Annotated in this window: 25 protein-coding genes; 12 read left to right on the top strand and 13 right to left on the bottom strand. The window is 46.3% G+C overall.

What is annotated here, in order from left to right; translation table 11 throughout:
- Positions 1 to 152 precede the first annotated feature (152 nt).
- The 3 genes from G5B47_RS13320 to G5B47_RS13330 form a co-directional block, all read right to left on the bottom strand.
- Complete coding sequence (locus G5B47_RS13320; RefSeq protein ID WP_165098770.1) at positions 153 to 581, bottom strand: hypothetical protein; 429 nt, start codon at positions 579 to 581, stop codon at positions 153 to 155.
- Between the two features lie 5 nt (positions 582 to 586).
- Complete coding sequence (sda, locus tag G5B47_RS13325) at positions 587 to 739, bottom strand: sporulation histidine kinase inhibitor Sda (RefSeq protein WP_165098772.1); 153 nt, start codon at positions 737 to 739, stop codon at positions 587 to 589.
- 135 nt (positions 740 to 874) lie between these two features.
- Positions 875 to 1,219, bottom strand: coding sequence for a helix-turn-helix domain-containing protein (locus G5B47_RS13330; protein ID WP_235957165.1), 345 nt, complete (start codon positions 1,217 to 1,219; stop codon positions 875 to 877).
- A gap of 270 nt (positions 1,220 to 1,489) precedes the next feature.
- On the opposite strand from G5B47_RS13330, the gene G5B47_RS13335 reads away from it, so the two are divergent.
- The 6 genes from G5B47_RS13335 to G5B47_RS13360 all read left to right on the top strand — a co-directional run bounded on the left by G5B47_RS13335 (position 1,490) and on the right by G5B47_RS13360 (position 8,901).
- Entirely contained in the window at positions 1,490 to 1,648 is a 159-nt protein-coding gene (locus tag G5B47_RS13335) for a hypothetical protein (RefSeq protein WP_165098774.1), read from the top strand.
- 70 nt (positions 1,649 to 1,718) lie between these two features.
- A complete protein-coding gene (locus tag G5B47_RS13340) occupies positions 1,719 to 2,219 on the top strand; it encodes a hypothetical protein (protein WP_165098776.1) in 501 nt (166 codons plus the stop codon).
- 90 nt (positions 2,220 to 2,309) lie between these two features.
- Positions 2,310 to 3,374 carry a hypothetical protein gene (locus tag G5B47_RS13345; protein WP_206107351.1) on the top strand — a complete coding sequence of 355 codons (1,065 nt, stop codon included), beginning with the start codon at positions 2,310 to 2,312 and terminating at the stop codon, positions 3,372 to 3,374.
- 653 nt (positions 3,375 to 4,027) lie between these two features.
- A complete protein-coding gene (locus G5B47_RS26180; protein WP_165098781.1) occupies positions 4,028 to 4,312 on the top strand; it encodes a DUF4145 domain-containing protein in 285 nt (94 codons plus the stop codon).
- Between the two features lie 83 nt (positions 4,313 to 4,395).
- Positions 4,396 to 5,931, top strand: coding sequence for a protein kinase domain-containing protein (locus G5B47_RS13355; protein ID WP_165098784.1), 1,536 nt, complete (start codon positions 4,396 to 4,398; stop codon positions 5,929 to 5,931).
- Positions 5,932 to 5,991: 60 nt separating this feature from the next.
- Positions 5,992 to 8,901 carry an HD domain-containing protein gene (locus tag G5B47_RS13360; RefSeq protein ID WP_165098786.1) on the top strand — a complete coding sequence of 970 codons (2,910 nt, stop codon included), beginning with the start codon at positions 5,992 to 5,994 and terminating at the stop codon, positions 8,899 to 8,901.
- A 564-nt stretch (positions 8,902 to 9,465) separates the two neighbouring features.
- Here the strand turns inward: G5B47_RS13360 and G5B47_RS25910 are convergent.
- On the bottom strand, positions 9,466 to 9,549 hold the full coding sequence (locus G5B47_RS25910; protein ID WP_219214875.1) for a putative holin-like toxin: 84 nt from the start codon (positions 9,547 to 9,549) through the stop codon (positions 9,466 to 9,468).
- Positions 9,550 to 9,902: 353 nt separating this feature from the next.
- Positions 9,903 to 11,381: an MDR family MFS transporter gene (locus G5B47_RS13365; protein WP_165098789.1), complete on the bottom strand. Its 1,479-nt coding sequence runs from the start codon at positions 11,379 to 11,381 to the stop codon at positions 9,903 to 9,905.
- 201 nt (positions 11,382 to 11,582) lie between these two features.
- Between G5B47_RS13365 and G5B47_RS13370 the strand changes: the two genes are divergently transcribed.
- The gene (locus tag G5B47_RS13370) at positions 11,583 to 11,999 is read left to right on the top strand and encodes a MarR family winged helix-turn-helix transcriptional regulator (protein ID WP_165098792.1); all 417 of its coding nucleotides are present in this window, start codon (positions 11,583 to 11,585) and stop codon (positions 11,997 to 11,999) included.
- 19 nt (positions 12,000 to 12,018) lie between these two features.
- Here G5B47_RS13370 and G5B47_RS13375 read toward each other — a convergent pair whose 3' ends face one another.
- The 7 genes from G5B47_RS13375 to G5B47_RS13405 form a co-directional block, all read right to left on the bottom strand.
- Complete coding sequence (locus tag G5B47_RS13375; protein WP_165098794.1) at positions 12,019 to 12,648, bottom strand: C40 family peptidase; 630 nt, start codon at positions 12,646 to 12,648, stop codon at positions 12,019 to 12,021.
- Positions 12,649 to 12,853: 205 nt separating this feature from the next.
- The gene (locus G5B47_RS13380; protein WP_165098796.1) at positions 12,854 to 13,375 is read right to left on the bottom strand and encodes a hypothetical protein; all 522 of its coding nucleotides are present in this window, start codon (positions 13,373 to 13,375) and stop codon (positions 12,854 to 12,856) included.
- Positions 13,376 to 13,421: 46 nt separating this feature from the next.
- Positions 13,422 to 13,883 carry a GNAT family N-acetyltransferase gene (locus G5B47_RS13385; protein WP_165098798.1) on the bottom strand — a complete coding sequence of 154 codons (462 nt, stop codon included), beginning with the start codon at positions 13,881 to 13,883 and terminating at the stop codon, positions 13,422 to 13,424.
- Between the two features lie 100 nt (positions 13,884 to 13,983).
- Entirely contained in the window at positions 13,984 to 15,687 is a 1,704-nt protein-coding gene (locus G5B47_RS13390) for a glycoside hydrolase family 66 protein (RefSeq protein ID WP_165098800.1), read from the bottom strand.
- Positions 15,688 to 15,692: 5 nt separating this feature from the next.
- Complete coding sequence (locus tag G5B47_RS13395) at positions 15,693 to 16,514, bottom strand: carbohydrate ABC transporter permease (protein ID WP_165098802.1); 822 nt, start codon at positions 16,512 to 16,514, stop codon at positions 15,693 to 15,695.
- Between the two features lie 11 nt (positions 16,515 to 16,525).
- Positions 16,526 to 17,407, bottom strand: a complete 882-nt coding sequence (locus G5B47_RS13400) for a carbohydrate ABC transporter permease (protein WP_165098805.1) — start codon at positions 17,405 to 17,407, stop codon at positions 16,526 to 16,528.
- An 80-nt stretch (positions 17,408 to 17,487) separates the two neighbouring features.
- Entirely contained in the window at positions 17,488 to 18,822 is a 1,335-nt protein-coding gene (locus G5B47_RS13405) for an ABC transporter substrate-binding protein (RefSeq protein WP_165098808.1), read from the bottom strand.
- 186 nt (positions 18,823 to 19,008) lie between these two features.
- Here G5B47_RS13405 and G5B47_RS13410 point away from each other — a divergent pair, with 186 nt between their 5' ends.
- Positions 19,009 to 20,856: a sensor histidine kinase gene (locus G5B47_RS13410; protein WP_165098810.1), complete on the top strand. Its 1,848-nt coding sequence runs from the start codon at positions 19,009 to 19,011 to the stop codon at positions 20,854 to 20,856.
- A complete protein-coding gene (locus G5B47_RS13415) occupies positions 20,849 to 22,480 on the top strand; it encodes a response regulator (RefSeq protein WP_165098813.1) in 1,632 nt (543 codons plus the stop codon). Before G5B47_RS13410 ends, G5B47_RS13415 begins: the two co-directional genes overlap by 8 nt.
- 134 nt (positions 22,481 to 22,614) lie before the next feature.
- On the opposite strand, the gene G5B47_RS13420 is transcribed toward G5B47_RS13415, so the two are convergent.
- Positions 22,615 to 22,815, bottom strand: a complete 201-nt coding sequence (locus tag G5B47_RS13420) for a hypothetical protein (RefSeq protein ID WP_025334582.1) — start codon at positions 22,813 to 22,815, stop codon at positions 22,615 to 22,617.
- A gap of 231 nt (positions 22,816 to 23,046) precedes the next feature.
- Between G5B47_RS13420 and G5B47_RS13425 the strand changes: the two genes are divergently transcribed.
- The 3 genes from G5B47_RS13425 to G5B47_RS13435 all read left to right on the top strand — a co-directional run bounded on the left by G5B47_RS13425 (position 23,047) and on the right by G5B47_RS13435 (position 26,302).
- Positions 23,047 to 24,300 (top strand): DNA polymerase IV, encoded by a 1,254-nt coding sequence (locus G5B47_RS13425; RefSeq protein ID WP_165098814.1) that lies wholly within the window; start codon positions 23,047 to 23,049, stop codon positions 24,298 to 24,300.
- Positions 24,297 to 24,788, top strand: coding sequence for a hypothetical protein (locus tag G5B47_RS13430; protein ID WP_165098816.1), 492 nt, complete (start codon positions 24,297 to 24,299; stop codon positions 24,786 to 24,788). The genes G5B47_RS13425 and G5B47_RS13430 overlap by 4 nt, the downstream gene beginning before the upstream one ends.
- A gap of 182 nt (positions 24,789 to 24,970) precedes the next feature.
- Positions 24,971 to 26,302 carry an MATE family efflux transporter gene (locus tag G5B47_RS13435; RefSeq protein ID WP_235949734.1) on the top strand — a complete coding sequence of 444 codons (1,332 nt, stop codon included), beginning with the start codon at positions 24,971 to 24,973 and terminating at the stop codon, positions 26,300 to 26,302.
- Positions 26,303 to 26,365: the final 63 nt, after the last annotated feature.

Raw genomic sequence — 26,365 nt, forward strand, 5'->3', positions numbered from 1 at the left:
CACCTCCCGATGACCTACTCTCACACGGTCTTTTTACTCTCTGTCTTACCTGTTATGGCTGGATATCAAGCTTTGTTTTATATTGGCTTGTTAAACTGCTGAAATTAATAAAGACTCCTACTATTGCCGTGATTGGCAAATAAGTAGGAGTCCTACCTTTCATTATTCTTACTTACTTCATTATCTGATTTCAGCCTGAATTTCTTGATGGATAGATTCCTCCTTAACAGCTGATTCGCTTTCTGACTGAATGGATTGCCATAAGAATTCTTGCACCAATCCAAATATTCGCTCCAGATAATTCGTCGTATCTCTTCTACTTCTTGTATGTCCTGTCTGCACAGATGATGGAACAATGCGCTGACCTTGTAATTCCTTGTATTAAGCGGGCCACTGTCATAATGAATTTGTTCCTGACCTATGAAAATGATTGCAACTATGCCATATACGCTAAGCTTTACATTCTTAATGATTTCAGAACCTCTGTAGTCATTGTAGTAAGCGGGATATAGCATGCTTGTACTGTAAAACTGGTACTGGATATTCCCCTTAGCTTGTGCAATCAATATTTGTCTGCTCAATCAAATCACTCCTCTGTAAGATTTGTGTTAATGCCGCGCCGATCCAGTTCTTCTTTAAGAAGCTGAATGAAATCATAGCTGAGTCCAAGTTGAACCGCATCCTGATAAGTTTCGAGGATGACCACGTCTTCCATCCTCTGTAATGGTTGTCTGTGCATGAATTTCCCCTCCTCTCCAATTTAGAGCTTTATCTCACAGCTCCTAATAATCTCTGTTAATCGGCAGAACGCAAAAAAGGACCCGTACTCATTCCTTAGCGGAATGAAATACGAGTCCTTATTTTGTATGTACTGCTATTCGTCTTTCCATTCAAGCATATAGCTAAGTAATTCGTAAGCGTGTTTTTGATCCGAGGCACTTCTGCTTTGGAATTTCGATACAAGCAAGGACAGATAGTAGTTATCCCTGCCTTTTTCTAAAGGTTGAATAAAACGGAATAGTTCTTCAAAGGGGACATCAAGCGCAGCGGCTACCTTTTCAATGCTCTTCATTGTGACATTATTCTCACCTCGTTCAATTCGCCCGATGTAAGTATAATGCAGCTCGGCAAGCTCCCCTAGCTTCATCTGACTCCATTTTCGTTGTTCACGTAAAGCGCGTATACGCTCACCCACAAGCTTCATTGTACGACTACTCAACGTTATCACCTCTACAGCAACGATAGCCTAGAGCGAACGGAGCATCGACAGCGTATTAGCATTATAAGCATTACATTATAGCGTATTAGTAATATTTGTGATATATATACTATAGGTATTTTGGCATACGTTGGAAGTAACCTTTTTGCAGGGAGGCGGTGGGGTCGTTAAGAATTCAAATGCGTATTAGAATTTACATTATATCCCCTGGTAAAATTTATAAATTTTGAATCCTTATATGAATTTTTAAGGTAAGGAGGTGAAGAAAGAATGATTAGTGCTGGATTGATTACAGGTATCGTCATAGTAGGATTTATGCTGTTTAGCGATAAGGGTGTTGCTAGAAAGATCGGCTGGGGATGCCTGCTATTCATACTGTTGCTGATAGTTCTTGGTGCTGTAGCAATAAGCTTCTTGAACAGCATGTAACCGTTTAAAGACCAACATTGCTAGTTTGTCTTCTCCAATATAATATGACTTTGATATGGAGGGATGTTATGTGTTTGCTTTAGGAATAATTGTGATGATTGTCGTAGTAGTGATTTTAGCAACGCAGGCTAAAGAAAAAGAAATTGTTAGGAACACAAATAATGAACAATTACGAAGAGCCACAAACGAGATATTTGAAACCCATTTTAGTAATGCGATGTTTGAGCTCATGGCGGAAATTGAAACAAAGCTGCCACTGGATGAGTGGACCAAGCTAAAAAGCATTCCTGAATGGAGAAGTATTTATATTCAAGTTACTTGTAGCGACAGTTACTGCATGGGATTTTATGTGAGTATGGAAAAGAACTTCTCCAGAGAAATACCAAATCACGAAATGTTAAAGATAGAGTCACAAAGACGTATATTGGAAAGCTCCTGTTACATGTTTGCAGAGCAACATCAATTAAAGAAAGAAACAGGCAAGGTGCTTGCAAATGCCTGCAAACGAGCATACAGCAAGGGATATGATAAAGCCTATCTACAAGGATCATATGTCGCGGTCCCAAGATAGCAATACATAGAAGTAATCAAGGACATGAGGCTTTGAAAGAAGTAGGCACACCATCTGATAGCTGACAATCCTAAATGAGGAGAGAATAAAATGTATATGAAAAGAACTTTATCAGTGCTGGCTGCATCAGCAATTATCATCACGGCGACTTCTATTTCGCATGCGGCTCCAAGCGCAAAGCAACAAGCCGTATACTCGGCCAGTGCCAGCTTTATAAAGGAATACAAGCTGGATAAAAGCGAGCTCGCCCCTCCCTTACTTTATGATCTCAACAATGACGGCAAAGATGAAGTCATTTTGACTACAGCCAAGTATGAGATTACTGATTCTGATTTGTACATAGGTGTATACAGCTTGGCAAACGGGAAAAAGATTACAGTCAGGCATGACCAAGATACGAACGGTATTCCAGCCCAAATCCGAAGAGTTAAGAACAAAACATATAAGAACTGTATAGCATTGAGTACGCATGGTACAACAGGATTCGAGGCGTTCGGGGTTGAGGTGCTCACTTTGCGAAACAATAAGTTAACGAATGTCGCATCTTTTGAGGCCGAGGGTGAAGGCGAGAACAACTTTGTTATTGATTTAAACAAAGATGGATATCATGAGTTTGCTGCTTTAGAGGTAGAGTCTGGAATTGGAGCAGATCGGCTGGGCTTTAGCGGTGCAGCCAATAACATTACCTTCAGATGGGATGAAGCAAAGAAAAAGTACATCCAGTATGGACCCGATGGAATACGAGAAGATCAGCGGAAACCTGTGGGCACATTGACAACAAAGCAGGCTCTAGATATTCTGATCGAGGCCTACAAAGTTGAAATGTCATTTGATAAGCCTCAGTCGCTGAAGAAGATAGAAGCAGCTATGAAGCCTTATTTTAGTCATAACTTTATTTATGAATTCCAAGGATCGCTGCGACCGTCCTCGAATGGTTATAGCCCAACATACATGGAGACAGATGACTTCTCCTCTCTGATGCCGTCTTACAATACTAAACAGAAGCTGACACTGAAGTTCAACTCGGACAAGACCATAGCTATTTCTTCGCAGAATGTTGAGGTTCAAGGCGAAGAAGGATTTGTCTCTACTACTGCGATAACAACACTGGTTAAGACTAAGTATGGCTGGAGAATTGATAGCTTTGATTATTAAGTGAACATGAAGCAGATATAACTGACTATAGAATGAGGCTCAGAAGATTCAGTACAGCTTTGGTTGCAATTGAACTATTATGGCGACAAGTGGAATGTGAGCACTCAGGCATAAATGAGATTGGTGAACTAGAATAATGAGCGTACTTTATTACCCTATATCTGTGAAACCAGGACTCCTTCAAAAGAGTCCTTATTTTCTTAGGAAAAATAATACTAAAGTTTAGTATAATTAGGAAATAAGTCACATACACACGAATCATATCTTATGGTTTTGTTGTATAATTCATGGAGTGAATTTGATACAATGCAGAGAATTTAATACAACTAAGGATGAGTCAGAGTGATAGTACATTGCCCAAATTGTGATACTACTGTAGATGCTAAAGAATGTGGACACAACGTTATATATGAGGAGGAACAGATTCCATCTATTCAGGTGACATTACTTTCATGTCCTCTCTGCTGTAATTCTATTTTTGCTGAACAGGAATTAATTGCTGTAACTTTTAATGAATACGATTGGAGCTTTCCAGTTAGGATTTGGCCTGATCCAGAATCAAAGCTTCCTACTGAGCTTCCTCCAATGGTTAGAACGTCGTTAGACGAGGCAAATAAATGCTTCAAAGCCAAAGCTTATCTTGCCTGTGAGTAATGTGTGGCAGAGTTATTGAATCTATCTGTAAAGATCACAATACTAAGTCAGGTAATTTACTAAACGGATTGAAAATACTTCTAGAGAAACAGATTATTGACAAAAAAATATATGATTGGGCAGACGCCTTACGACTTCATCGTAATATTGGCGCGCACGCTAATGAGGAGGTCATTATCAAGGAGGACGCTAGGGACCTTCTTGATTTCAGCTTTGCTATCTGTAACTACGTATACATACTTACTCTAAAATTTAAGAGCTTTATGGCTCGTAAACAATCGTAATAAGAAGAGATCACAGCACAGTTTATTTTGGTTCACCTCAGTATTCCCAATTATTTCAATCTTAATTTTTTGGGGGTTAGATAATGGCTAGTAACATTGATCAACAAAAAAATATTATTAGAAAATTCTTTAAAGATAACAATATTATTGATACTCTTTTGGGAGAAATATATGTTATGGACGAGTTAGGTCAAGGAGGAAATGCTATAGTATACTCTGCTCTTTGGGGGCGTTCCGTCGTTGCAATCAAATTTCTTGCGGAAGACTGCTCTGTAAAGACAACGTCTAGGCATCAAAGATTTGTCACTGAAGTTCGTGAGATAATTAAATTATCTGATTCTCAGGCTGTTGTGCCTATTTACTTATACGATCTTTTACCCGTTGAGGATTTTATATTTCCATATATGCTAATGAAGCAATATTCCGATACACTTAGTACATGGAAAAAAAAGAACCCCATTCTCCAAATAACTGATGTTTTGCCTGTAATCAAAGACCTTATCTACTGCATAGACAAGATACACAATTTAAATATTATTCATAGAGATTTAAAACCTCAAAATATATTAATTGACGAAGACAACGATCTAGTCCTTGCTGACTTTGGAATCTCATGGTTTGACCCAGAACACTATGAACGTCTTGTTAAAACAGAAAAAAAAGAAAGATTAGCTAACTTTAGTTTCTCGGCACCTGAGCAGTTTCAAACAAACCCTGAACCAAAGCCTACTATGGATTTATTTGCTTTAGGACAATTGATTCAATGGTTAATAACTGGTGATACTCTAAGGGGTGTTGGTAGAACTAAATTAAGTAGTATTCATGAATCCTTTGCTCCTTTAGATTCTATTGTTGATATGCTACTGCAATATGACCCTTCTAATAGACCGCAAAGTGTTAACGAACTAAACTCCCTTCTTAAATCGGTTCTTAACCCACCTGAAATTCAAGAAACAGAAGAAGAAAGAGTCTTTAAGGCTTTAAGAGGTTTTGATTTGATTATCCGATCAACATGCCCAGGAAAGATGGGGCTTATTAAGATTACAGACAAACACAAGATCCACTTAATAATGAGTATGATAGCAGAACAGTATATAAAATTGAGGTTATGGTGGACACAAGGTTCATCTGACTGTCCTATTGAAAATATTCGTCAATTAGATGAAGATATTTGGTTATTCGATAGTAGTGAATGTTTAATTGAGGAGATCTGGGTAAAGAAAGACCATTCTCTTGACCATCAATATATCCTTTTACAATGTGCTCCTATGCCTCCATTTGGCATTTACGAAGATCGTGGACAAAAATCAGAAGAAGCTGCTTGGTTTATGGAGAAATATATTACTAGACAGGAATATGACGATGGTTTTGCTGAGATTAACGGTAAGATTGAAAAAATAAACAACAAAGCTGAAATACGTATTAGAGAATTAGAACGGGATTTCCTTTTTGTAGCAACCTTTGCAAATCCAATAAATGTTGATACTCATCCATATAATAATAGATATGTTGTAGATGAGGTGTATCATTCCATTAAAGACGCTGGAAAGATAGTTGAAACCGAACTTATTAGGCTTGATAAACTGAAACGTCATCCGACTTCAGTAATGATGAGCTGAATTGCAGTGACGAAGTCGATAATAGGGTAATTAATAATAAACTACTTTGGAGGTCTATTGATGAATCTAACCGATATCGCTCTTATGAAATTTTTATATATGAGAAATCCTATGTATCATGGCAAGATTCTTGAACTAAGAGAATCGGTTGCAAACTGGTTGTCATATATTCCCCACACTTTTCCGCATTATACAAGACACACTGTTGAACACAGCGAAGAAATCATTTTACAAATATCAAAAATGCTCTTTAGGGATAATGATCAGGAACAAGGTATCTTACGTTTGTCGAGTATAGAAGCATTTATAATAATGGCATCAGCTTTACTGCACGACTCGGGAATGGTAGTTTCGGATCAAGAAAAAATAAAAATATTACAATCAGAAGGTTGGAATTTATGGGTTTCAGGAAATGGTTCTAAACGCTGGGAAGAAGTAAAAAGTATTAGAAATGATAGCAATATTGATGTTAGTGTCCGTAACTTTATAGCTGATATACAAACAAGATATTTAATTGCAGAATACATAAGGAAAGCACATCATTTTAGAGCAGTCGATGTTATGACTCAAAACCATACTCTTTTGGGTAAATTTTCATTTGATGACCCCTCACTTTTTCAAACAATAACAGATATTTGTGTAGCTCATGGATTAAGTAGTTTTGAACTTGATGACAGTGAAAAATATCCTGAACGTCGCGATATCAGAGGAGAAGAAGTAAATGTGAAGTTTCTGGCTTTGCTACTTAGAATCGGTGATTTGCTTGATATGTCCTATGATAGGGCCTGTCCATTATTAATGAATGCTGCCTGTCCTTTACCATCTGACAGTTTAGCACACTGGACTCAGTATCAACGAATTACTCATCGCTTAACTGCCACTGATTGTATTCAGATTACTGCAAAATGTAATACCCAAGACGAACATAGATTTTTACAGGATTGGTGCCAATGGCTCGTAGATGAGATTAAAAATGCTTCTATAATTATGTCAAAAGCTACAAGACATTCGAATTGGAACGCCCCAAGTGTAAGTATTGGTAATTCTAATGCATCTATAAAAATTCAACCTAGTTCAATAGCTACATATATTCCTTCTGAGTGGAAACTTGAACTTGATCAAGATATGGTGTTCCAAAGATTAATCTCAGACGTCTACAAGTCAGAAAAAGATTTTCTCAGAGAATTGTTGCAAAATGCACTGGATGCAACTAGATGTAAAGTAATTGCAGACTTAAAAGGTCAAGGTGAACCCATTCCAGATTACACTAACCAAATAAGCGAGCATATCAAAGAGAGATATCCAATTAATATTTGTTTAGAAGAGAGAACTTTTCAAAGCCCTCTTTCTCAGGAAGAACATCTCAAACAGGTTTTAATTATTGAAGATAATGGACTTGGTATGGATACAGAAATAATAAAAAAATATTTCTTACAGGTTGGAAGATCTTACTACACATCAGAAGAATTTCAAAGAAGCTTTAATTTTAAGCCTAACAGTCGATTTGGAGTTGGCTTTTTGTCAGTATTTGCAGTCAGTGAATATATAACTGTGGAGACTTATAAACCATCTTCAAACCGTAACGATGGGCCAATTTCCTTATGTCTCACTAGCCCCAAAAGCTATTTATTAACTGATAAAGGATCACGAAACAAAAGTGGAACTAAAATCGAAATAGTACTAAATAAAAAATTTCGAGAAAATGAATTAAAATCTTTATTATATACCTGGTGTAAAAAAATAGAGTTTCCTATTTATGTGAAGGAACATGATATTGAGAATGTCATAAACTGCGAAAATCCCCATCAGTTCACTTATGAAGTAGAGTCTATAAAAGAAAATACAAAGTTTGTCGTTTCTGTCTTTCCAATAGATGAAAGAGGTGTATTTGGAGAATTATATGTTATGCACGTGAATGAAAATGGCAAAGAAGATTGGAGCCAATGGAGATGGATGCAATATCAATATGAAAGTTCTCATCCGCTTGCTGTTAGACCTACTTCTCCTTCCAATCTAACATGTATAAATGGAATTGCCTATGATGAGTCTACTTCTTACAAACCTTTTAGTTTTCGTATAGACTATCGAGATGAACAACTGAAGCCTAACCTATCGCGACAACACACAGACAGGGAAAATCACCTTAATAACCCGATAATTTACAGGAGATTTTTAGAGATTCTTAATGAGCATTTATCTTTACCTTACATAAGTTCTATGCGGAATAAATGGATATACATTAATAAAATAATCGATTACGCGCCTCAAATCGTTAAAGATTTTCAAAATAGTCCAATTATTAGAGTGTTTATTTCAGGAATCCCAAAATTACTAACTCCAAATGAAATTAATAAGCTTGATAAACTTTATACTTTTTCAATAAATGTGGATACTAAAAGCTACACTATCCAAGAAATTCAAGAAATATTGAATGCCATTAAAGAGCCAGTGATTATTGATATTGATTTAAATCGGCTTTCTGATGAAATTACTACTTATGAAGAAAAATCCATCTCAAAAATTACATCGATTAATGGTAACTACTTCTTTTTAACTTTATGGATAAACTCTATACCGAAAAAATTAAAAAAAATAAATTATGAAAATTATGACAAAATAGATTATTCACTAGTAAAATACGAGGATAAAAAAATTATTGGTTTAACACTATTCAATTCTACAAGAAGTAGTAAAAACAGAGAAATATTAGTATTAAACTCAAATAACATTCTTGTTAAATGGTTAACAAAGGTTAAAACAGCTGTAGAAGAAAGCTCTGATTCTTTTATTACTAATGCCTATAATAAAATATTAGAATTACTTAAAACCCCAGTTAGTATAAATGGATATCAGTCAGAGAGCTTAAATGATCAACTTATTAAATGGAGAGAAATTAAAGGATTAAACTCACAACTTTATCCACCTAAAATCATAATAGATAGATCAATGTTTATTAGACGTCTTCATTGAGGTTTTTGGTAGCAAGGTGGCAGCATACACCAAATAACAGGCGGAAATTGAAGGAACTATGTTCTCTCCTACTCACTTTAATCCCTTTATTTATAAGCCTTCAGGACCTCACAGGATAGTAAAGGAAACCACGGTGCTCCTTTGACAGGGTAGGGGTCATGGGTTCGATCCCCATCCGTCCTATACGATTCACCACGAAAAACCCTTGTAATTCAAGGGTTTTTTCTTTTTCCGTTGATGTGAAATTACTGAAATTCGCCAGAAAAGTAGAACCAGGAACGAATTGGGGACGAATTTCAGCACAACCCCTGAACTTTTGCACCATTGCTCTCTATGGAGCCGATTTAGCCGCAGCAAGCAACTTCAAAAATATGCTGAAAGCAATCCATGTATAACTATTTTTAGTTTTATGGATATGTGGTATAGTAAGGCTAGAAACAGCCTACAATGCAAAGAGAGCCGTGCGCGAACACGACTCTCCAAGCAATAGCCGCTTTTAAGGGCGGTTCGGCTTTAACACGGTTTACCTACAAGAAATAGGCCGCGACCCGGTCAGAGGGCGGCCTATTTCTTTTTGAGGTAATTTAGCAGAGCAATAATGAACATGCCGAACATGAACATCAGTGACAACGCTTGATAAACCTCCATGGCATCACCTGAAGGCTTTCGCAGAAAGCCACATCGTAAGCTTAAGCTATTCCGGGAGATTAGCCGGCCGCCCTTACAAGCCTTCTATTGCCATGTCATCATACCATGACGGTTTACAGCTTGAATAGGCGAACAACGCTACTCTATATCTCAGCAGGCTACTCCTCTTTTGTCATGTATAAGGGTCCATCAGCTGCTATATCCGTCAATACAGAGTCCTTTTTAAATTATAGCTCGGTCTTTTTAATTATTTTAGCGAGATTACCGCCGAGCCGTTAATGATCATCCCCCGCCCGAAAAACTTCCCTTGATAAAGGTCACTACTGCAATGCTGTACTTCTCGATGTAATTTTTCAACCGTTCGCCTCCCTCTTCACTCCGGCACTTTTAGAAACTGCGGCAGCAGCGCTCTTTCTCGTCTTCAACAGAAAGGTTAGCGGGATCGCAACAACGCCAATCCATGTAGCGACCACAAACACATCCTGAACACCCATCGCCATGCTTTGCGCTTTTAGCAGCGAAGAGCCTACCGCCCCTCCCCCGGTCAGTGCTTTCAGATGGATCGCGGATCTTGCGGCCAGCAAGGAGCTGAAGATCGCAATAGCCAGCGCTCCGGTGGCTTGGCGCACCCAGTTCGTTACCGAAGAGGCATGCCCGCTATATTCTTTGGGGATGGCCGACATCCCGGCATTGGTCACCGGCATAAAAGCAAGGGCGATCCCAACATAACGCAACGTCATCCATGCAGCCACATAGATATGGGTTGCAGCCGGCGTAAGATGGCTAAGCTCCCAGGTCGAGAGAACCAGCAGCAGAATCCCGCCAAGAATCAGCACGAACGGCCCCACCCTGGTGTACAGCTTGCCGACCACCGGTGACATAAACGCCATCGCCAGCGAGCCCGGAAGCAGCACCAGAGCGGTTAACAGCGGTGTCGACTGCTGGATATCCTGCATAAAAATCGGAATCAGGAACGATCCGGAATACAGGGAGATGGTAATCGTGCAGTTGATGATTAAGCTGTACGTAAAGCGCTTCTGGCAGAACACCTTCAGATTGAGCAGCGGCTCTTTCAGGAAAAGCTCCCGGCAGATAAAGTAGGTCAACAGGGCCGCCCCAATAACGAGCAGCGATATTGTCCCCCACGAAGTCCAGCCCCAGGAGTTCCCTTCGCTGAAAGCCAGGATAATACAGGCGCTGCTTAGAATAACCGTGATGAAGCCTGGCAAATCAAAGGTTTTGGACAGACTGGACCGGCGAGAATAGGGCAAAAATTTAAGCGCGACCGCAATTGCAGCAATTCCTATCGGCAGGTTGATAATAAAAAGGGAGCGCCAGCCGAAATATCCGGTCAGCCAGCCGCCGAGCGTAGGCCCGAATGCCGGAGCCAGCATGGAAGAAAGACTCCATAAGCTCATGGCAAAAGCCTGCCGATCCTTCTCTATAAACTGATAGATCATCGCCATTGTTGTAGGAATAATCATTCCGCCGAACACGCCCTGCATGATGCGAAAAGCGATCAAGGAATGCATGCTCCAGGCTAACGTCGACAATCCGGAAAAAAGGGTGAAGCCCGTTAAAGCAAACACATAAAAGTATTTATAGCTCCACTTGTCGCCAAAATATCCGACGATCGGAGCGACTACCCCAGTCGCCATCAGATAGCCGGTGATCATCCATTGAACGGAACCGACCTCCGCATGAAAATCCTTCATGAACACCGGAAAAGCCACGTTAATCGTGGTTGAACTCAGGATGGACATGAAATTCCCGAAAAAAACCGCTAAAATAATAGGCCAAAATGAAGAATTACCGGCTGTATGTTTATTCAAAGCGTTCTCTCCCCTATGCTGCACCAAAAAGAAAAATCAAATTTAGGTGTAGAATACAATTAGTTTTACATAGGTGTATTATACAACTAATAATTTGAAAATGCATATAACTTTTTTCATTTATGGATATGTATTTGCCTTGCCGGAGGTATTTTCACTTATAATATGGAGAATAGTACACAGCAAAGGACGGAGTAAACAATGGACGATAAAAATTTGGATTTCATTAGCAATGAAATGTTGAAACTGATTCGCCGCGCCTCTCTGGACAAAAAGCATGGCGGTCTGGACCGTTCAAGCTATACCCTGCTGCACCATTTGTCCAGCCATGACAATATCGGGGTTAAAGCGCTGGCCGAAGAATTCGGCCTGGACACCTCTACCATAAGCAGGCAGATAAGCGTGCTGGAACTCAAGGAGTACATAGAGCGGATACCCGATCCGCAGGACGGAAGATCGAGCTATTTTCAGATCACCGAACTGGGGTCACAGAGGCTTGCTGAAGCGAAAAAAATCCGAATGAACAGGTACGAGCAAATCTTTCAAAACTGGTCGCCGCAGGAATGCCGGACTTTCGGTGACTCGTTGGCTAGACTTAACCGTACACTTGCCGAATGACTCTGCTCTGCCGCATTCATTAAACGGCCTGCTCCTCCCATTCGGTTGACATTTCCTTTTGTTCTCGTATGCAGGATAACCTCTCCCTTTTAAGCAGCGGATAATCGTACAGAAACCCTTCGTACACCGTCTCGAAAGCCGGATGATGCAGAAAGTCGTTGGGCGTTACCAGCGCGGATGGCCGATCCCATAGGGAAAGTCCGCTTCGGCGCAGCGCTTCGGATACAAACTGGGAGCAAAAATAAGCATTTTTCGTCTCTATATCAAAGTTCATCAGCACGCCTAATAATCCGATCAGATTGTAGCGGTAGACCTGCCTCTTCTTCTGAAAAGAGAGGATCGTCCGTAGTGCAGCATCGCGCTCCTGCTTCGAAATCCGCAACCGGAGCAGTACGCAGCGAGTGCCCGGATAATGGCGGAACGTTCCCTCATAGACATCTTCTCTTACAAATCCGCCAGCCCACGGTTTTTTCGGTTCTTTGCGGCCAAAGCTGAACACCTCGTTTAGCTCCTCGTCGAGCGCCAGAGAGGCGTGGTTATACGGAGCGGCGGTGATGCTTTTGATCAATGTCGTGAACAATGTGCCCGTATCGGTCAACAAAACATAAATGCTGCTCTCGGAATTATTGTCTCTGCTGTTGTCAATCATTGTCTTCACCTCACCCTAAGATTAACAAAGGATGAAATTAGCTGTAACTGACCGGGGTTTAGTTTCGTTCTGGACTTTGGTCGCGGGACTTCTTTGACCAATGGCCAGGAACACCAAAGCTTATAGTAAAGGATAAGAGAACCGCCAGTACGCAAATGGACGAAAAAAACGCCCGCGTTAGCGGACGCTCAGACAAGTATTTATGTTACTCCTCAAACCTCACAAATTCATCGGCATTAGCCCGGATATGGACGGCGATCGTCTTCAGACTTGCCGGAGAAATCTGCTGAAACCGCCGGTATAACTGCTTCACCCCGGCATTCAATTCCTTGTCACGATCAAGATCGGTAATTACGGCGTCCTTCCACTCCAAGCCGAGCCTGCGGTTTCGGGTCTCCAGAACCTCTTTGGTTTCTTCCAGCAGACGGGACATCTCTTTATCGCCAAAAAAGCTTATTCCGTTCATCACACCCGCCCACATGTCCGGATTTTGCAGCAGATGGGTGATCCAGCCGTAATACTCCATTTCCGAATTTTTCGCATGACCGTAGAAGGCTTTGAACATGCATAACGCCCGCTGTCCTTCAGAAAGTTCGGATATTACCTTGGCCTTCACCGCCATATCCTTGGCGCGAATTTGGCTGAAGGTCGGCTCCATGCACGCCAGGCTCAATCTTTCATCTTCCAAGGAATCGAATTCATTCTTACTCATTACCGCTAATGCCATAACATCCCTCCTTTCCATATAATACCACAACATTCCGGATGGCAGTTTACAACAAGTACTCCAGCTCAAGCTCATGGCGAATGGGAATGCCGTCATTCCCGATCAGGGGTATCGACGGCTTCAGCTTCCGCGCCTCTGTAATGGCATCCCGGTGTACGGCCTTGAGATCAAATCCCCTTTTCTGATAAAAACGGACCGCCTTCGTATTGTCATTGGATGTAATGAGCCAGACTCTGGCCCATCCTTCCGCCCGGGCACGTGCAATCACCGCTTCAATCAGCCGGGTACCGGCCCCTATATTCATGGTCCTGCTCTCCAGCGAGACGATCTCACACTCTCCATTCCGCACATGATAGAAAATTGCCGAAAGCAGATTGCCGTCTTCATCTTCCGCACAGCAGCCGGGCAGCTCCTCCAGCCGGTGGACTTTCCCCCGGGAGACCATTAGCGGACCGGAAAGGTTGGTCACTTTCTTCTTTGCCCGCGTATCCATATCTTTTATCAGCATCCAGCATGCCTCCCGTCTCATTAACAGCGGCTTTATTATATTTCATCCGGCTGTAAGGAGGCAAAATGCACCTTAGACCTGACCTTTCCACGGCGCCCATTCAATGCTCAATCACCAGCATCCCCCACTGATACACACTGGGTACGGTAACGGAAAGCACATATCCCCGCTCGGTTTCTTCAAGGGAATATTCAAGCTCTTTCGGTCTGCCCATATCGATATCGGGGCTCGCCGTAAATACGGAACGGACCGGCTCGTTAACCTGTACGCGAACGGTCAGATTTTTCACCTCCGCCGGCCGGTTCTTTCCTTCGTTCCAGTAATCCTCGGTGTTATTTGTCAGGTTGATGAACTGGATCAATTTTATCTGTTCGCTCTCCCGGACCACGGTCCAGATTTTGCCGGGTTCGCCGTAAGTGGAATAAGGAGCGCCGCCGAATACGTATTCCAGATTGTCTCCATCCACATGCGTCATCGAGACATCTCGCAAGGACGGATCATACAGTAAATGAATATAGCGGATCATAAAATCGTAATAATTCCGGATTTCACGCATAAAGGCATCATCCGCTACGGAATAATCGACGTAGTATCCTTGAGTCAGCACTCCGCTTTTCTCTCCCAGCAGCAGATGGTAAGCTCCATGGGAGAAAATCACCGCCGACAGCAGCAGCGCGGCAGCGTGGGCTTTATCGATGGATTCCGCTGGCTCCAGCCGAAAAGGCTTCAGGTAGGCCGCAAGAATGACCGGCTTTCCATGACCGAATTGCTGCGCCCAGGCAATAATCTGCTGGATATGATGATATTTTTCATACGGATTCCATACCTCGATATATACGGCATCCTGCGAGGCCGCCGCGACCGTATCCACCGGCCAATTACCGACATTGTTGAAGATGAGGCCGATATCCGCTTTGGACTTGCTCAGCTCCCTACGAGTATTCTCGATCAGAACAGGGAATTGCTGCTCCAGCCGCTCCACCTTCACCACGCCGCCGAGTTTTGAAATGCCCGTCTTCGGATATCCGTACGTGTCCATATGAATGCCGTCGAAGCCGACCTGTTCGATCGCCTTTTTGTACTCTCCAATGATGTGATGATGCCATGGCGACTCCTCGCTGACGTTCATTATCGTAAAAATATCGATGAAATCGATGACTTTTCCATTGCCGTAATACAGCGCCCAATCCGGATGCTCCCGGTAAAAATCCTGGCTCGCCGCGTAAATCGCCCCGTAAGCCATAGTCTTCATGCCATGTGAGCGGCAGAGCGCGATTTTCTCCTTCACAACTTGAAGACTGAGCTCTCGGCCCATCAAATCGGTAAAGGTATCCTCCGGCGGAACGAGGTCGTCATGGCGGTACATCCAATCGTAAAATTGCACCAGATTAATATGGAGCTTGCCTAGGCTCTCCACATCTTTGGTATCCCCAAGCTCACGCGAATGAAAATCGCTTAAAAAGCCGTACCTTGGCGACTGTCGCCAGCTCGAAACCACATCAAAGGCGGTCGAGAAGCGCACAGGCTCCGTCTCCTCCTGCGTTAGCAGCAAATCGACGCCATATCCGCGAAAGGCTTCATCTGGCGGACCAAAATTCAAAATATGCGTTGAAACGGCTCCTGGAGGAATGACAATATCATAGGACTGGCTATCTAATACACGGTTCACACATAGAAGTTCCGCTGTTAGACGAACCAAAGCTTCATGCTGGAGCGGATTATCAAATTCAACTTTAATGCATACCGGTTCTCCGGTCAGATATTGGGCTTTACCCGGGTAAGCGTCTTTAATCGTTGGAAACATACGGTTCATCCTTTCACCGCTCCGGCGGTTATCCCTTTGACAAAATATTGTTGGAAGACCAGGAAAGCAAGGACAGCAGGCGCAAGCCCGATCACGGCGGCGGCGGCCATCAGATTCCACTGCGCGCCGTACTGCTGAAAGAACATGGAGACGGCGAGCGGGATCGTTCTCATGTCTTGACCCTGCAGGAAAAATACGGCCTGGCCGTAATTATTCCAGATCGCCAGCCCCTGCAAAATGACGACCGCCGCCGTTACCGGACGCAGAAAATGAAACGTGACTCTCCAAAAGGCCGTAAACGGCGTACACCCGTCGATAATTGCGGACTCCTCAATTTCCCGGGGAAGCACTTTAATGAAGCCCGTATACAGGAACACGGAAAAAGGAATGCCATTCGACGCCATAAGCAGAACCATCGCCCAATGCGTATTAATGCCGCCAATCGATTTCATCAGTGTGTAAAGCGGCACGGTAATAATGATCGCCGGAATCATCATGCAGATCAGCAGCACGTTGAACACCGATTGATGAAATTTGTTGCTGTATCTGGCGATGGCGTAGCCCGCGGAGCTTGCCACGAGAATAATCAGGACGGCGCCCCCTATAGCGATAATCAGGGAGTTCAGCGTAGCCAGTCCCATTTTGGACGATTCCCACGCCTCCGAGAAATTGGAGAAGTTGAAATCGGGCAGCAGGGACAGGCCGTTAAACAATGTGCGGGAGGGCTTGTTCAACGCCAAATACAGCAGAATGTAAAAAGGAATCAACGACAGCAGCGTCATTGCCGCTACCAAAGTGTATTTACCGAGTGTTCGCGTATTTTTCATAACGGCGGCCCTCACATTTCAAACTCTTTCTTATTGATATATCTCATAAAGAGAAAGACGGGAATAATAATCATGACGAACAGAATCATCGCTACCGCGGTCGAATAGCCGGTAAAGCTTCCGTACAGCATGCGAAGAATGTAGATGCTCAGCGATTCCGTACTGTAGCCCGGCCCTCCGTCCGTCAGTGCGACAATGATCTCGAAGACGGACAGGGACCCGATAATGTTCGTGACGACATTAATTTTGATCGATTGTACGACCATCGGTATCGTAATGTACCAGAGCGATTTCAGATACCCCGCGCCATCGATTTCCCCGGCCTCGTACAGCTCCTTCGGAATGGACTGCAGGCCCGCCAGATAAATAATCATCGTCATGCCCACGAACTGCCACACATTGATGAACACCAGCACGAGGAGCGCGGAATTCGCATTGCCCAGCCAATCGCTTCCGCCGGTGCCCAGATGCAGGCTTGCCAGCAGATGATAGAGAAAGCCCCGGTCCGGCTGCAGGATAAAATACCAGACATATCCCATTATCAGCGGGCTGATGACCGCCGGCAAATAGACGACCGCGCGCACAAAGCCTTTTCCCTTAAATGGCCGGTCCAGAATCAGTGCGTATAGAAAGCCGAATAAATTAAGCAGAGGAGCGCTTCCAATCGCAAAGAAGACCGTATTGTACACATCTTTCTTCGCCCGGGCATCATGGAAAAAATCCACAAAGTTCTGCAGTCCGATAAAACGCGGCGCGGTCATGCCGTTGGAATCCGTCAGGCTGATCCCGATTCCCTGCGCCAGCGGATAAATGAAGAACAGTCCAAACAGCACGATGGCCGGCAGCGCCATAAAAAGGTGCAGGTTATTCCATAGCTTTCGCAGTAGATTCATCCGATTTCTCTCCAATCCATTGCCGGGACCCGGCCTGTATCTTGCGTTGCCGCTTTCCGGGTCCCGGGTTATCTGGCGCTTTATCTGTGGGTTGCTTTCCAGGCTTTGTCCCAGGCGTCTTTGTAGGCTTTGGCAAAATCCAGGGAGGCGGCATACTGGCCGGCCAGCAACTCCTGCACCATTCTGCCGGCATCATCGCCCGAGAAGCCCGACGGCGAATCCGTGAAAGCGATGTTAACGCCGCTGCTTAAGGCCTGATTGGCTTGTTCTTTAAGCGGTCCCCAATCCGCAGTCACATCCGTGAACGCCGGAGGCGATTTCAGGAACTCGCTGTAGGTCTTCAGATTTTCTGGCTGCAATAAGAACTCAAGGAATTTTTTCGCTTCTTCCGGGTGCTTCGACTGGGCGGTGATCGCATATCTCGAATCGTCCGCAGACAGGACAACCGGCTTCGTTCCGTCCTGAATGGACGGGTAGGGGCTGAACCCGAGGTCATTCTGGAAGTCGGGACTAATTTTGAGCAGATCCGCAACGACCCACATGCCCTGACTGATCATCGCGGCTTTGCCTGTAGCGAACGCTTCCTTCTGGTTGTCGTATGTCGCGGTCAAAGCGTCTTTGTTAATCAGGCCGGCCGCTTGCAGTTCCAGCAAACGTTTCGCGAAGGTGTCAATCGGGCCGTTCGCCTGATCGAACTTCAGTTTATCCGACTCATTGTTGATGAAGGCTTCCCGGGCGCTTTTTACTCCCAAATCCTGCTTGATGATGCCGTGAGCCAGGAACTCGATCAGATGTCCAAGCGTCCAGGAATCCCTTCCGGCGATAAAGAGCGGCGTCACATCCGGCTTTTTGTCCTTGATCGCCTGCAGATTCGCCTTAAACTCGTCCCAGGTCAGCGCTTCCTTCAGGCCCAGCTCCTGGATTATTTTTTTGTTATAAAAAATACCGGCCATCGTCACGTTCGTCGCCACCTGATACTGCTTGCCGCTCTTTACATCCGTCGACAGCTCTTTGACCGCAGGCAGAACTCTCGGCCAGAACGGCTCATTTGAAAGATCCAGGTATTTGCCTTGGTCGATATAATCCTGCTCTACCACTGTGGTGATGTCGGGAATGTCGCCGGAAGCAAATTTTACTTTAATGACATTGCTTGCATCCTTTTGGTATTCCTGCTCCACCTCGATCCCCGGATTTTCCGAATTGAACTTCTGGATCAGGGTGTTCATTAAGTCGACCGTCTCCACTTTTCCGGTAAAAAACTTCAGTTTCACGGTTTCTTTGGGGGCCGTTTCCTGAACCGTGCCTGCGGCAGTACCGCTTGGGTTTGGCGAATCCGCGCTCTTCCCGCCGCAGCCTGCCAATAAACCGACCATCATTACGCCTGTGAGCAGCAGCCCCAGTTTCTTTTTTCTCATCATTGACTCCTCCCTTTGTTGGCTGTTCCTTTGACCTGTGTTCCTCGTTACAGTTTCATCATAAGGGGGAATGCGCGACCGCAAAACACCGCATTTTTACACAAAGGTGCGATTTTTGCAGATCTCTGAAAAACGAATTGAAGCGCATACAATAAATCGCTACACTGGTGTTGGGGGGAGTGGAATATGTACAAATGGAAGCGCTACAGATATTGGAGCATCAAGAAAAAGCTGCTCTTTTTCTCCGTATTGTTCATTCTGGGTTCGGTCTTTCTGGCCTCCATTCTATCCTATTCCAAATACACCATGGACTTCGAGCAGCAGTCCTCCGAGCAGGTGCAGCAAATTATCGCCCAGGTCTCCTATAATATCGACACCTATCTGGATGATCTGTTCCGCCTTACCCTGTCGCCCTATATGAACGATGGCGTGATGCAGACCCTTGAGGAAGATGTGCAGGATTCCCAGCTGGCCCAGCTGAAAAAACGCCGCTTCATTGACAATTATCTCGAAGAGATGATGATTTATCCACGGAAAGATATTAACCGGGTCTTTATTTTAACGGATGAAATCTATACGGTCGGACGCATGCCTATCAGTGTGGATTACGACAGCCGGTTTCAGGAATTCGATTGGTATAAACAGGCGATGAATACGCAGGACTCCATCTTTGTGCCAACGCATACTCAGCAGATGGTGAAGAACGGCGGTCCCAAAGTATTTTCCATCGTGAAGCAGCTTCGGAGCACCCGGGATACGGAGAAAATACTCGGGGCCATCAAGGTGGACGCCAACTATAACGGCATCGCCGTCATTTGCAACAAGGTCGATATGGGCTCGGGCGGAGGCTTGTTCATTCTGGACAACAACCGCAACGTGATCTACCGGAGTACGGATCGGCTAAACGCTGTATCCTTGTTCAATCAGGTCAAAGCGGGCGGGAAACCGACGATGATGATTGATCAGAACGGCACCTCTTACCTGCTCAATTCGACGCAGCTCCCGCGTTCCAACTGGACGATCGTTGCCGTAAGCTCCGTCAAGGAACTGAATCAAAAAGCGACGGAAACGAGGAACTTCGGCTTCTTCATCGCAATGGCCTGCTCGCTGCTCGCGTTTGTCCTGATGTATTTCTTTGTCCGTCGTTTCTTGGCTCCCCTGCTAAATATCGTGAAACTGATGAGAGAAGTGGAGCAGGGGAATTTGCAGGTCTCTTTTCCCGCGCACCGGAATGACGAGATCGGATATCTCGGCACCTCCTTTAACGGCCTGGTCGCCAGAGTCAACGAAATGCTGGAGGAAAATACACAGCTCGTGAAGCAGGTATACGAAACGGAGCTGCTCCAGAAAGAAGCCCAGGTACAGGCTCTGTACAATCAGATCCGCCCCCATTTTCTGTTCAATACGCTGAATATGATATCGATGCAAATGCAGACCGGGAAGCAGGACAAAGCTATCGACCATCTCCATAAACTAAGCAGCATGCTTCGCGGCATGACCCGGATGGATAAGGACATTCCGCTACAGAAGGAACTGGATCTCCTTAAAGCTTATTTAAGCATCCAAAGCAGCCGCTACGAAGGCAGACTGGAGTACGAGCTGCAGGTCGATCCCGCTCTGTATGACATGCCCATCCCTGCCCTGCTGTTTCAGCCGATCGCCGAGAACGCGGTGATTCACGGCTGCGAAGCCAAACGAGGAAAAACCTGCATTCGGATTTCGGGCGAAAAGACCGCGCGCGGCGAGGTACTGTTCACGATCCAGGACAGCGGGCAGGGAATGAGTGCGGAAACGCTGCAGAAGCTCCGCGACAAGCTCGAGCGGGCCCGGCCTGATTATCCTTCCGCCGGAGATTCGGACGCGGACGGCATCCGGGCAGGAACCGGCATCGGGCTGCTTAACGTGAACAAACGAATCAAACTAAAATACGGTTCCGGGTATGGACTTCAAGTCGACAGCGTGCAGGGACAGGGAACCGCCGTATATGTACGATTGCCGGAAGCCGGATTTGGAAGGAGCGTCGCGGATGTATAAAGTGCTGATTGTCGATGACGAACCGCTCGTGCGCGAATATTTGAAATTGCATATCACCTCGAATCATCCCGATTGGGAGGTTGCAGGAGAAGCCATGGACGGGCAGGAAGCCTGGGAAATGCTGCAGAGCATACGGGTTCATCTGGTCATCACCGATATTAAAATGCCGGTTGTTGACGGACTCGAGCTGTGCGGACGGCTGGCCCGATCGGATAATCCGCCCATTATTTTGATTCTGTCCGGCTTTGATGAATTCTCGCTTGCCCGGGATGCTCTCCGCTTCGGGGTGCAGAACTACTTGCTGAAGCCCGTAGTCCAAGATGAATTGGCCGAAGCTCTGAATCAGGTTACCGCACAGCTAGACCGCAAATTCCATGACGAGCTTGCTGCCCAGGCTATGGGAAAGGTCTCCAAGGAAAGCCAGGCGCAGGTCGTCAGACAATTCCTGAAGGCCCTTGTAAGCGAAAACAGCGTGGAGATTAAGGCACTCTATCCTCTTGTCTTCCGCCTGAAGGTGCAGCTGATTGAAACCGAAGGCCTTATTATGGTGCTGGACCTCGATGAAGACCGGCTTGCCCAAAAAGGGATGCCTTACGGCGACTTCCCCGTCTTCCGTTTTATTCTTCATCAAATGACGGGCGAGCTGTCCGAAGCAAGCGGCTCCGGGTTCGTCTTCCTGGACGAAGATCAGCACACCTGCGTGCTGGTGACGGGCGAGGGCAAGAACGACATTGAGCATAAGTGCCGCTTACTCTATGATAAAGTCGCTTCAGCCATGCTGGCCAATACCGGAATTACCGTCTCCGGCGCCCTTGGAACCTTGGAATCCGAGCTGTTTCATCTGCAGTACTCCCATGCCAAAGCCATTGAAACTCATGGCCTCTGCCTATTCTCGGAAGAGCCTCTTCTGTTCAATGAACGAAACGGCGGCGTTCCGCCTCAGCGTCTCGCCATGCTCGAACAGACGCTGGCCTCTGTGCAATTGGCCGTCCCGGACCGGAATGAGGCCGCCTTTTTGATGGCGGTGAAGCGTTATTTTGAAAGTCTGCCGCATATTGGCTCCGTTCATGTCTTGAAGTTCGGACTTCATCTGCTAAGGCAGCTTGCGAACGGACCTTTGGAACGTCAGGGCGGATTCGCGGAAAGCGCCTATCGGCATCTCCGGGAGGTGCCCGGCTATCCACCCGGACTTTCCATACAAGCTGTGCTCGGGCTGTTTCAGGAAATCTTTCATTGCCTGACCAGAGGCGGCCCGGAAGAGCCTGTCCACGAGAATGAGCAGGACATCGTCAGCCGGGTCAGAACTTATATCTACTCCCACTACGCGGAGCCGTTAAGCCTTGCCCTCCTCGCCGAAAAGATAGGAATTTCTCCGGGCTATTTAAGCAGCATCTTTCACAAAACGATGCAGGAGCCGTATATCAAATTCCTGACCCGGGTCCGGATGGAACAGGCGGCAAAGCTGCTCAAGGCCAGCCCGGCCATGAAAGTATACGACGTTTCGGAGAAGGTCGGTTACGTCAGCGTTAAGCACTTTTCGCATGTGTTTAAGCAATTTCATCACATGCCTCCGGGCGAGTATCAGGAAAAATATCTGGACCATACAGAGCGGCCCGTCCTCTAAGCCCCGTCCCCTTCGTCTGGTGTCCCTAGGCTGTGTTCATCGTAATGCCGATGAACACAGCCTCTTTGCATGGGGCCGCAAGGTTACAACAGGACGATATCTGTCCAGCCGTTACCCGCCGCTCACCTTCCTCTTTAAGACGCCCGCATGCTTCCCGCCGGCTTCCAGGCCAAAATGCGGTCCAGCCGGAACGTTCGCGGACTTCCCGTTGTCAGGCACGAGGCCCGGACCAGACCGCCCCGGATATCGTTGACCGTAATCCGCCGCTGCGACAAACGTCCGCTTCGGTCCAGATAGACAATTTCGACGGTATGACCTATATATTTCTTCGGCATGGCGCACCTCCAGGAACAAGCGTTCTCTTTTTATTAACACCATTATCGCAAACATTTGTTCGTAATTCAAGTCCATTTGGAAAATAATATGTATATACACGATCATATGTTCGCAATATAATTAGGGCATAGTCCTCTATTTCCGTTCAGAAAGACCTCTGCCGAGGTACATAGGAGACGCTTCCCGGAAGCGCCGGTGTGATTACAAGTTTTTTGATGGAGGGTTCACCCATGTCGAGACACATTTTTTTAATTGACGGACAGTCCTTCTACGCGTCGATAGAGAAGTCGGCTCATCCCGAGTATCGCGATAAACCCGTTGCTGTCGGAGACCCTGAAAGGCTGAACGGCATCGTGCTGGCGGCATGCCCAATCGCCAAATCCCGAGGCGTGACGACGGCGTCCCGGGTCGGAGAGGCGCTGGCCAAATGCCCGGAGCTGGTGGTCATCCGTCCCAGAATGCGGACCTATATTCAAGTCTCGCTCCTGATCACCGAAATCTTTGAGTCCTATACCGATCTTGTGGAGCCTTACAGCATCGATGAGCAATTTTTGGACGTTTCGGGTTCGCTCGCTTATTTCGGATCTCCCTATGAAATGGCCAAAATGATTCAAGAGCATGTCTATTTATCAACCGGCGTACATACGAGGGTCGGCATCGGCCCCACCAAGGTTCTGGCCAAAATGGCGACCGACAACTATGCCAAGAAGATACCGGAAGGTATATTTGAGCTCTCGTTCGAGAAGCTGGAGTCGACGTTATGGAACCTCCCCGTGCATCAAATGTTCATGGTGGCATCGGCGATGACCCGCCATTTTACCCGGATGGGCCTAGCCTGCATCGGAGATATCGCGCGTATGGAGCTCTATGAGTTCAAGCAGCGGATGCGGCGGGAAATGGGAAAACAAAGCGATATTCAGGCCGAGTACTACTGGCAGACGGCGCGGGGGATCGATCCAAGCCCCGTGGCCGCCGGAATACGGCATCAATTAAAATCGGTGAACCATGGCAAGGCGCTCCGCTGGAAGCTGTATCACAGGCTTAAAGACATCGAAATTGTCCTGCTCGAGCTGGTGATTGAGGTGTGCCGGCGCACAAGATATCATCATTATATGGGCTCGGTTGTGTCCGTCTCCGCAGCGGAAACGGACGGTGAACGCTCCTCCCACTTTAGCCGGCAGATGACGCTGCCCGAGCCGACCGCCCTGACCCATGAAGTGGCCGTCGCCGCCCATTCCCTGTTCAAGAAGCACTGGAGCGGGCTGCCTGTCAGCCACCTGAGCGTCTCCCTGTCCCAGCTGACGGACGACAGCATTATGCAGCTTACCTTTTTTGATAACCGCTGCCTTGCTTACGACCGGGAACGGGCCATCGACGGAATCAAGGACCGATACGGGAGCGATGCCATTATGCGCGCCTCCTCTCTGATGGAAGCCGGCGTCGCGCGGGAAAGAGCGGAACAGATTGGGGGGCATTATAAATGAGCAAGCTGGACGACAACGAACGCTGGAAATCCAAAATGCTGCTGACAGAGCATGTCGAGCAGTATGAACAGCAGCATCGTCCCCATCCGGGCAAGATCATAACCGCCGAGGAACGAACGATGCTCCGGGACTGCATCCTGCTTCCGTATATGGAAAAAATGGTGCAAAAAAGCATAGCCGAAATCGAGTACTCGACCAATATCCTCAAACGCCTGTATCTCGCCGCCGGCCAATACATTCTGGAGCAAATCATGAAAGATTTGTACAGACTGCGCCGGGAGCTTAAACAGCGAAATATCCGGATTCTGACGGAGGAACAGTCCGATTTGGTCGTATATCATTATTTTTATTGCCGGGGATACAAGGAGCGTTTTGGCATGACCCGCGATGTGATGCGGTCGGAGATCAGCTTGAGGCTGACCAGATATACGTCGGAGCTGACCGGGCTGCTGAAAGAATCGCTCAAAGAACGGAACAAGGAAACTTAAGCGGGGAAAGATTGCCGGAAACCGCCAGTCACACTTCCTCCTTGAAGCAGCTCTGCCCAGGGCTGCCGTTTGCGTTGCCGCTTCATTTTGACACATCCCCCCAGGGGGGATATAATGGCCGTGAACATTAGAAACGCGCGAAAGGTTATCAAGCTTTATTACATAAATCACGGAGGTTCCTCATGTTAACAGCCGCCCGCAGTGACCAGAGCAGAAAGATCAAGGTGATTCTGGCTCTCGCTATACCGTCTATGATTGAAAATTTTTTGCAAACCATTGTGGGCTTTGTCGACACCCTCTTTGTATCCCGGATCGGTCTGAACGAAGTCGCCGCGGTCGGGGTGACCAATGCCATTATGGCTGTTTATATCGCAGTTTTTATGGCTATGGGTGTAGGGACTTCCTCTCTGATTGCGCGGAGCGTCGGGGCCGGGGACATCGGCAAGGCCAAAGCCATTGCCCGGCAATCGGCGTGGATTTCGGCTCTGCTGGGCCTGGCTTTCGGCATCATTACGTTGTTATTTGCCGAGCCTTTGCTGCGGCTGATGGGCGCGGAGCCGGAAGTATTGGCGGATAGTGCGGTCTATTTCCGGATCGTGGCGATTCCCTCTGTTTTCTTATCCCTGATGACGGTCTTCGGAAGCATTTTGCGCGCGGCCGGCGATACGAAAACCCCAATGAAGGTCGGCATTTGGATGAATATGGTCCATATCGCACTGGATTACGTTCTCATTTTTGGCTTATTCGGCTGGTCGGGCTGGGGGATCGCGGGAGCCGCTTGGGCGACCTCGGCGGTACGGGTGATTGGGGCCATTGCGCTCTTTATCCATATCCGCAGATCGAAGCTCTCTTTTTCCATTCGAAAAAGGGGTTCAAGTGAATACACTCTGCCCTTACTGAAGCTTTCCGCCCCGGCGGCAGCCGAGAGGCTGATCATGCGTTTTGGGCAGGTGCTTTATTTTGGCCTCATTGTGCGAATAGGTACGGATGTTTACGCAGCCCATATTCTTGCCGGAAATATAGAGATCTTCTCTTATATGCCGGGGTACGGCCTGGCCGTCGCGGCGACCACGCTTGTAGGCCAGAACCTGGGAGCGAACAAACAAGAGGATGCCCGCCAATACGGGCTGTTAACTATGTGGATTGCCGTGGCGTTTATGACCGCTGTGGGGATCTTGATGTTTGTGTTCTCCCCAGTCGCCGCCCGCTGGTTCACTCAGGATGCCGCCGTTATCGGGATGGTGACCACCGCGCTGCGCATCGATGCGTTCGCCCAGCCGTTCCTGGCCGTCGGGCTGGTTATCGCCGGAGCCCTTCAAGGAGCTGGGGATACGAAGAGTCCCATGTACAGCACAGCCATCGGAATGTGGCTGATCCGCGTGGTCGGCGTATATGTGCTGTGCCTTTATTTCAACATGGGCATTGCCGGGGTCTGGATATCCATCGCCATTGATTTGATTATTCGAGCTGCCTATTTGACGCTTAGATTTAACCGGAAAATGCGTTCTGCTTAAGCCTAACCGCCACGGCTAATTGAAATAAAGAAATGGAACTTGATCTTTTGGCCCATTGCAGGC

The sequence above is a fragment of the Paenibacillus apii genome (assembly GCF_011043685.1).
Classification (GTDB): Bacteria; Bacillota; Bacilli; order Paenibacillales; family Paenibacillaceae; genus Paenibacillus_AQ; species Paenibacillus_AQ sabinae.

Bases quoted from the DNA above. Each gene is read 5' to 3' on its own strand.
- G5B47_RS13425 (WP_165098814.1), top strand. From the start codon at position 23,047: ATGTCGAGACACATTTTTTTAATTGACGGACAGTCCTTCTACGCGTCG.
- G5B47_RS13420 (WP_025334582.1), bottom strand. From the start codon at position 22,815: ATGCCGAAGAAATATATAGGTCATACCGTCGAAATTGTCTATCTGGAC.
- G5B47_RS13405 (WP_165098808.1), bottom strand. From the start codon at position 18,822: ATGAGAAAAAAGAAACTGGGGCTGCTGCTCACAGGCGTAATGATGGTC.
- G5B47_RS13370 (WP_165098792.1), top strand. From the start codon at position 11,583: ATGGACGATAAAAATTTGGATTTCATTAGCAATGAAATGTTGAAACTG.
- G5B47_RS13415 (WP_165098813.1), top strand. From the start codon at position 20,849: ATGTATAAAGTGCTGATTGTCGATGACGAACCGCTCGTGCGCGAATAT.
- G5B47_RS13375 (WP_165098794.1), bottom strand. From the start codon at position 12,648: ATGATTGACAACAGCAGAGACAATAATTCCGAGAGCAGCATTTATGTT.
- G5B47_RS13380 (WP_165098796.1), bottom strand. From the start codon at position 13,375: ATGGCATTAGCGGTAATGAGTAAGAATGAATTCGATTCCTTGGAAGAT.
- sda (WP_165098772.1), bottom strand. From the start codon at position 739: ATGCACAGACAACCATTACAGAGGATGGAAGACGTGGTCATCCTCGAA.
- G5B47_RS13400 (WP_165098805.1), bottom strand. From the start codon at position 17,407: ATGAATCTACTGCGAAAGCTATGGAATAACCTGCACCTTTTTATGGCG.
- G5B47_RS26180 (WP_165098781.1), top strand. From the start codon at position 4,028: ATGTGTGGCAGAGTTATTGAATCTATCTGTAAAGATCACAATACTAAG.
- G5B47_RS13360 (WP_165098786.1), top strand. From the start codon at position 5,992: ATGAATCTAACCGATATCGCTCTTATGAAATTTTTATATATGAGAAAT.
- G5B47_RS13410 (WP_165098810.1), top strand. From the start codon at position 19,009: ATGTACAAATGGAAGCGCTACAGATATTGGAGCATCAAGAAAAAGCTG.
- G5B47_RS25910 (WP_219214875.1), bottom strand. From the start codon at position 9,549: ATGGAGGTTTATCAAGCGTTGTCACTGATGTTCATGTTCGGCATGTTC.
- G5B47_RS13355 (WP_165098784.1), top strand. From the start codon at position 4,396: ATGGCTAGTAACATTGATCAACAAAAAAATATTATTAGAAAATTCTTT.
- G5B47_RS13385 (WP_165098798.1), bottom strand. From the start codon at position 13,883: ATGCTGATAAAAGATATGGATACGCGGGCAAAGAAGAAAGTGACCAAC.
- G5B47_RS13390 (WP_165098800.1), bottom strand. From the start codon at position 15,687: ATGTTTCCAACGATTAAAGACGCTTACCCGGGTAAAGCCCAATATCTG.
- G5B47_RS13345 (WP_206107351.1), top strand. From the start codon at position 2,310: ATGTATATGAAAAGAACTTTATCAGTGCTGGCTGCATCAGCAATTATC.
- G5B47_RS13335 (WP_165098774.1), top strand. From the start codon at position 1,490: ATGATTAGTGCTGGATTGATTACAGGTATCGTCATAGTAGGATTTATG.
- G5B47_RS13395 (WP_165098802.1), bottom strand. From the start codon at position 16,514: ATGAAAAATACGCGAACACTCGGTAAATACACTTTGGTAGCGGCAATG.
- G5B47_RS13435 (WP_235949734.1), top strand. From the start codon at position 24,971: ATGTTAACAGCCGCCCGCAGTGACCAGAGCAGAAAGATCAAGGTGATT.
- G5B47_RS13430 (WP_165098816.1), top strand. From the start codon at position 24,297: ATGAGCAAGCTGGACGACAACGAACGCTGGAAATCCAAAATGCTGCTG.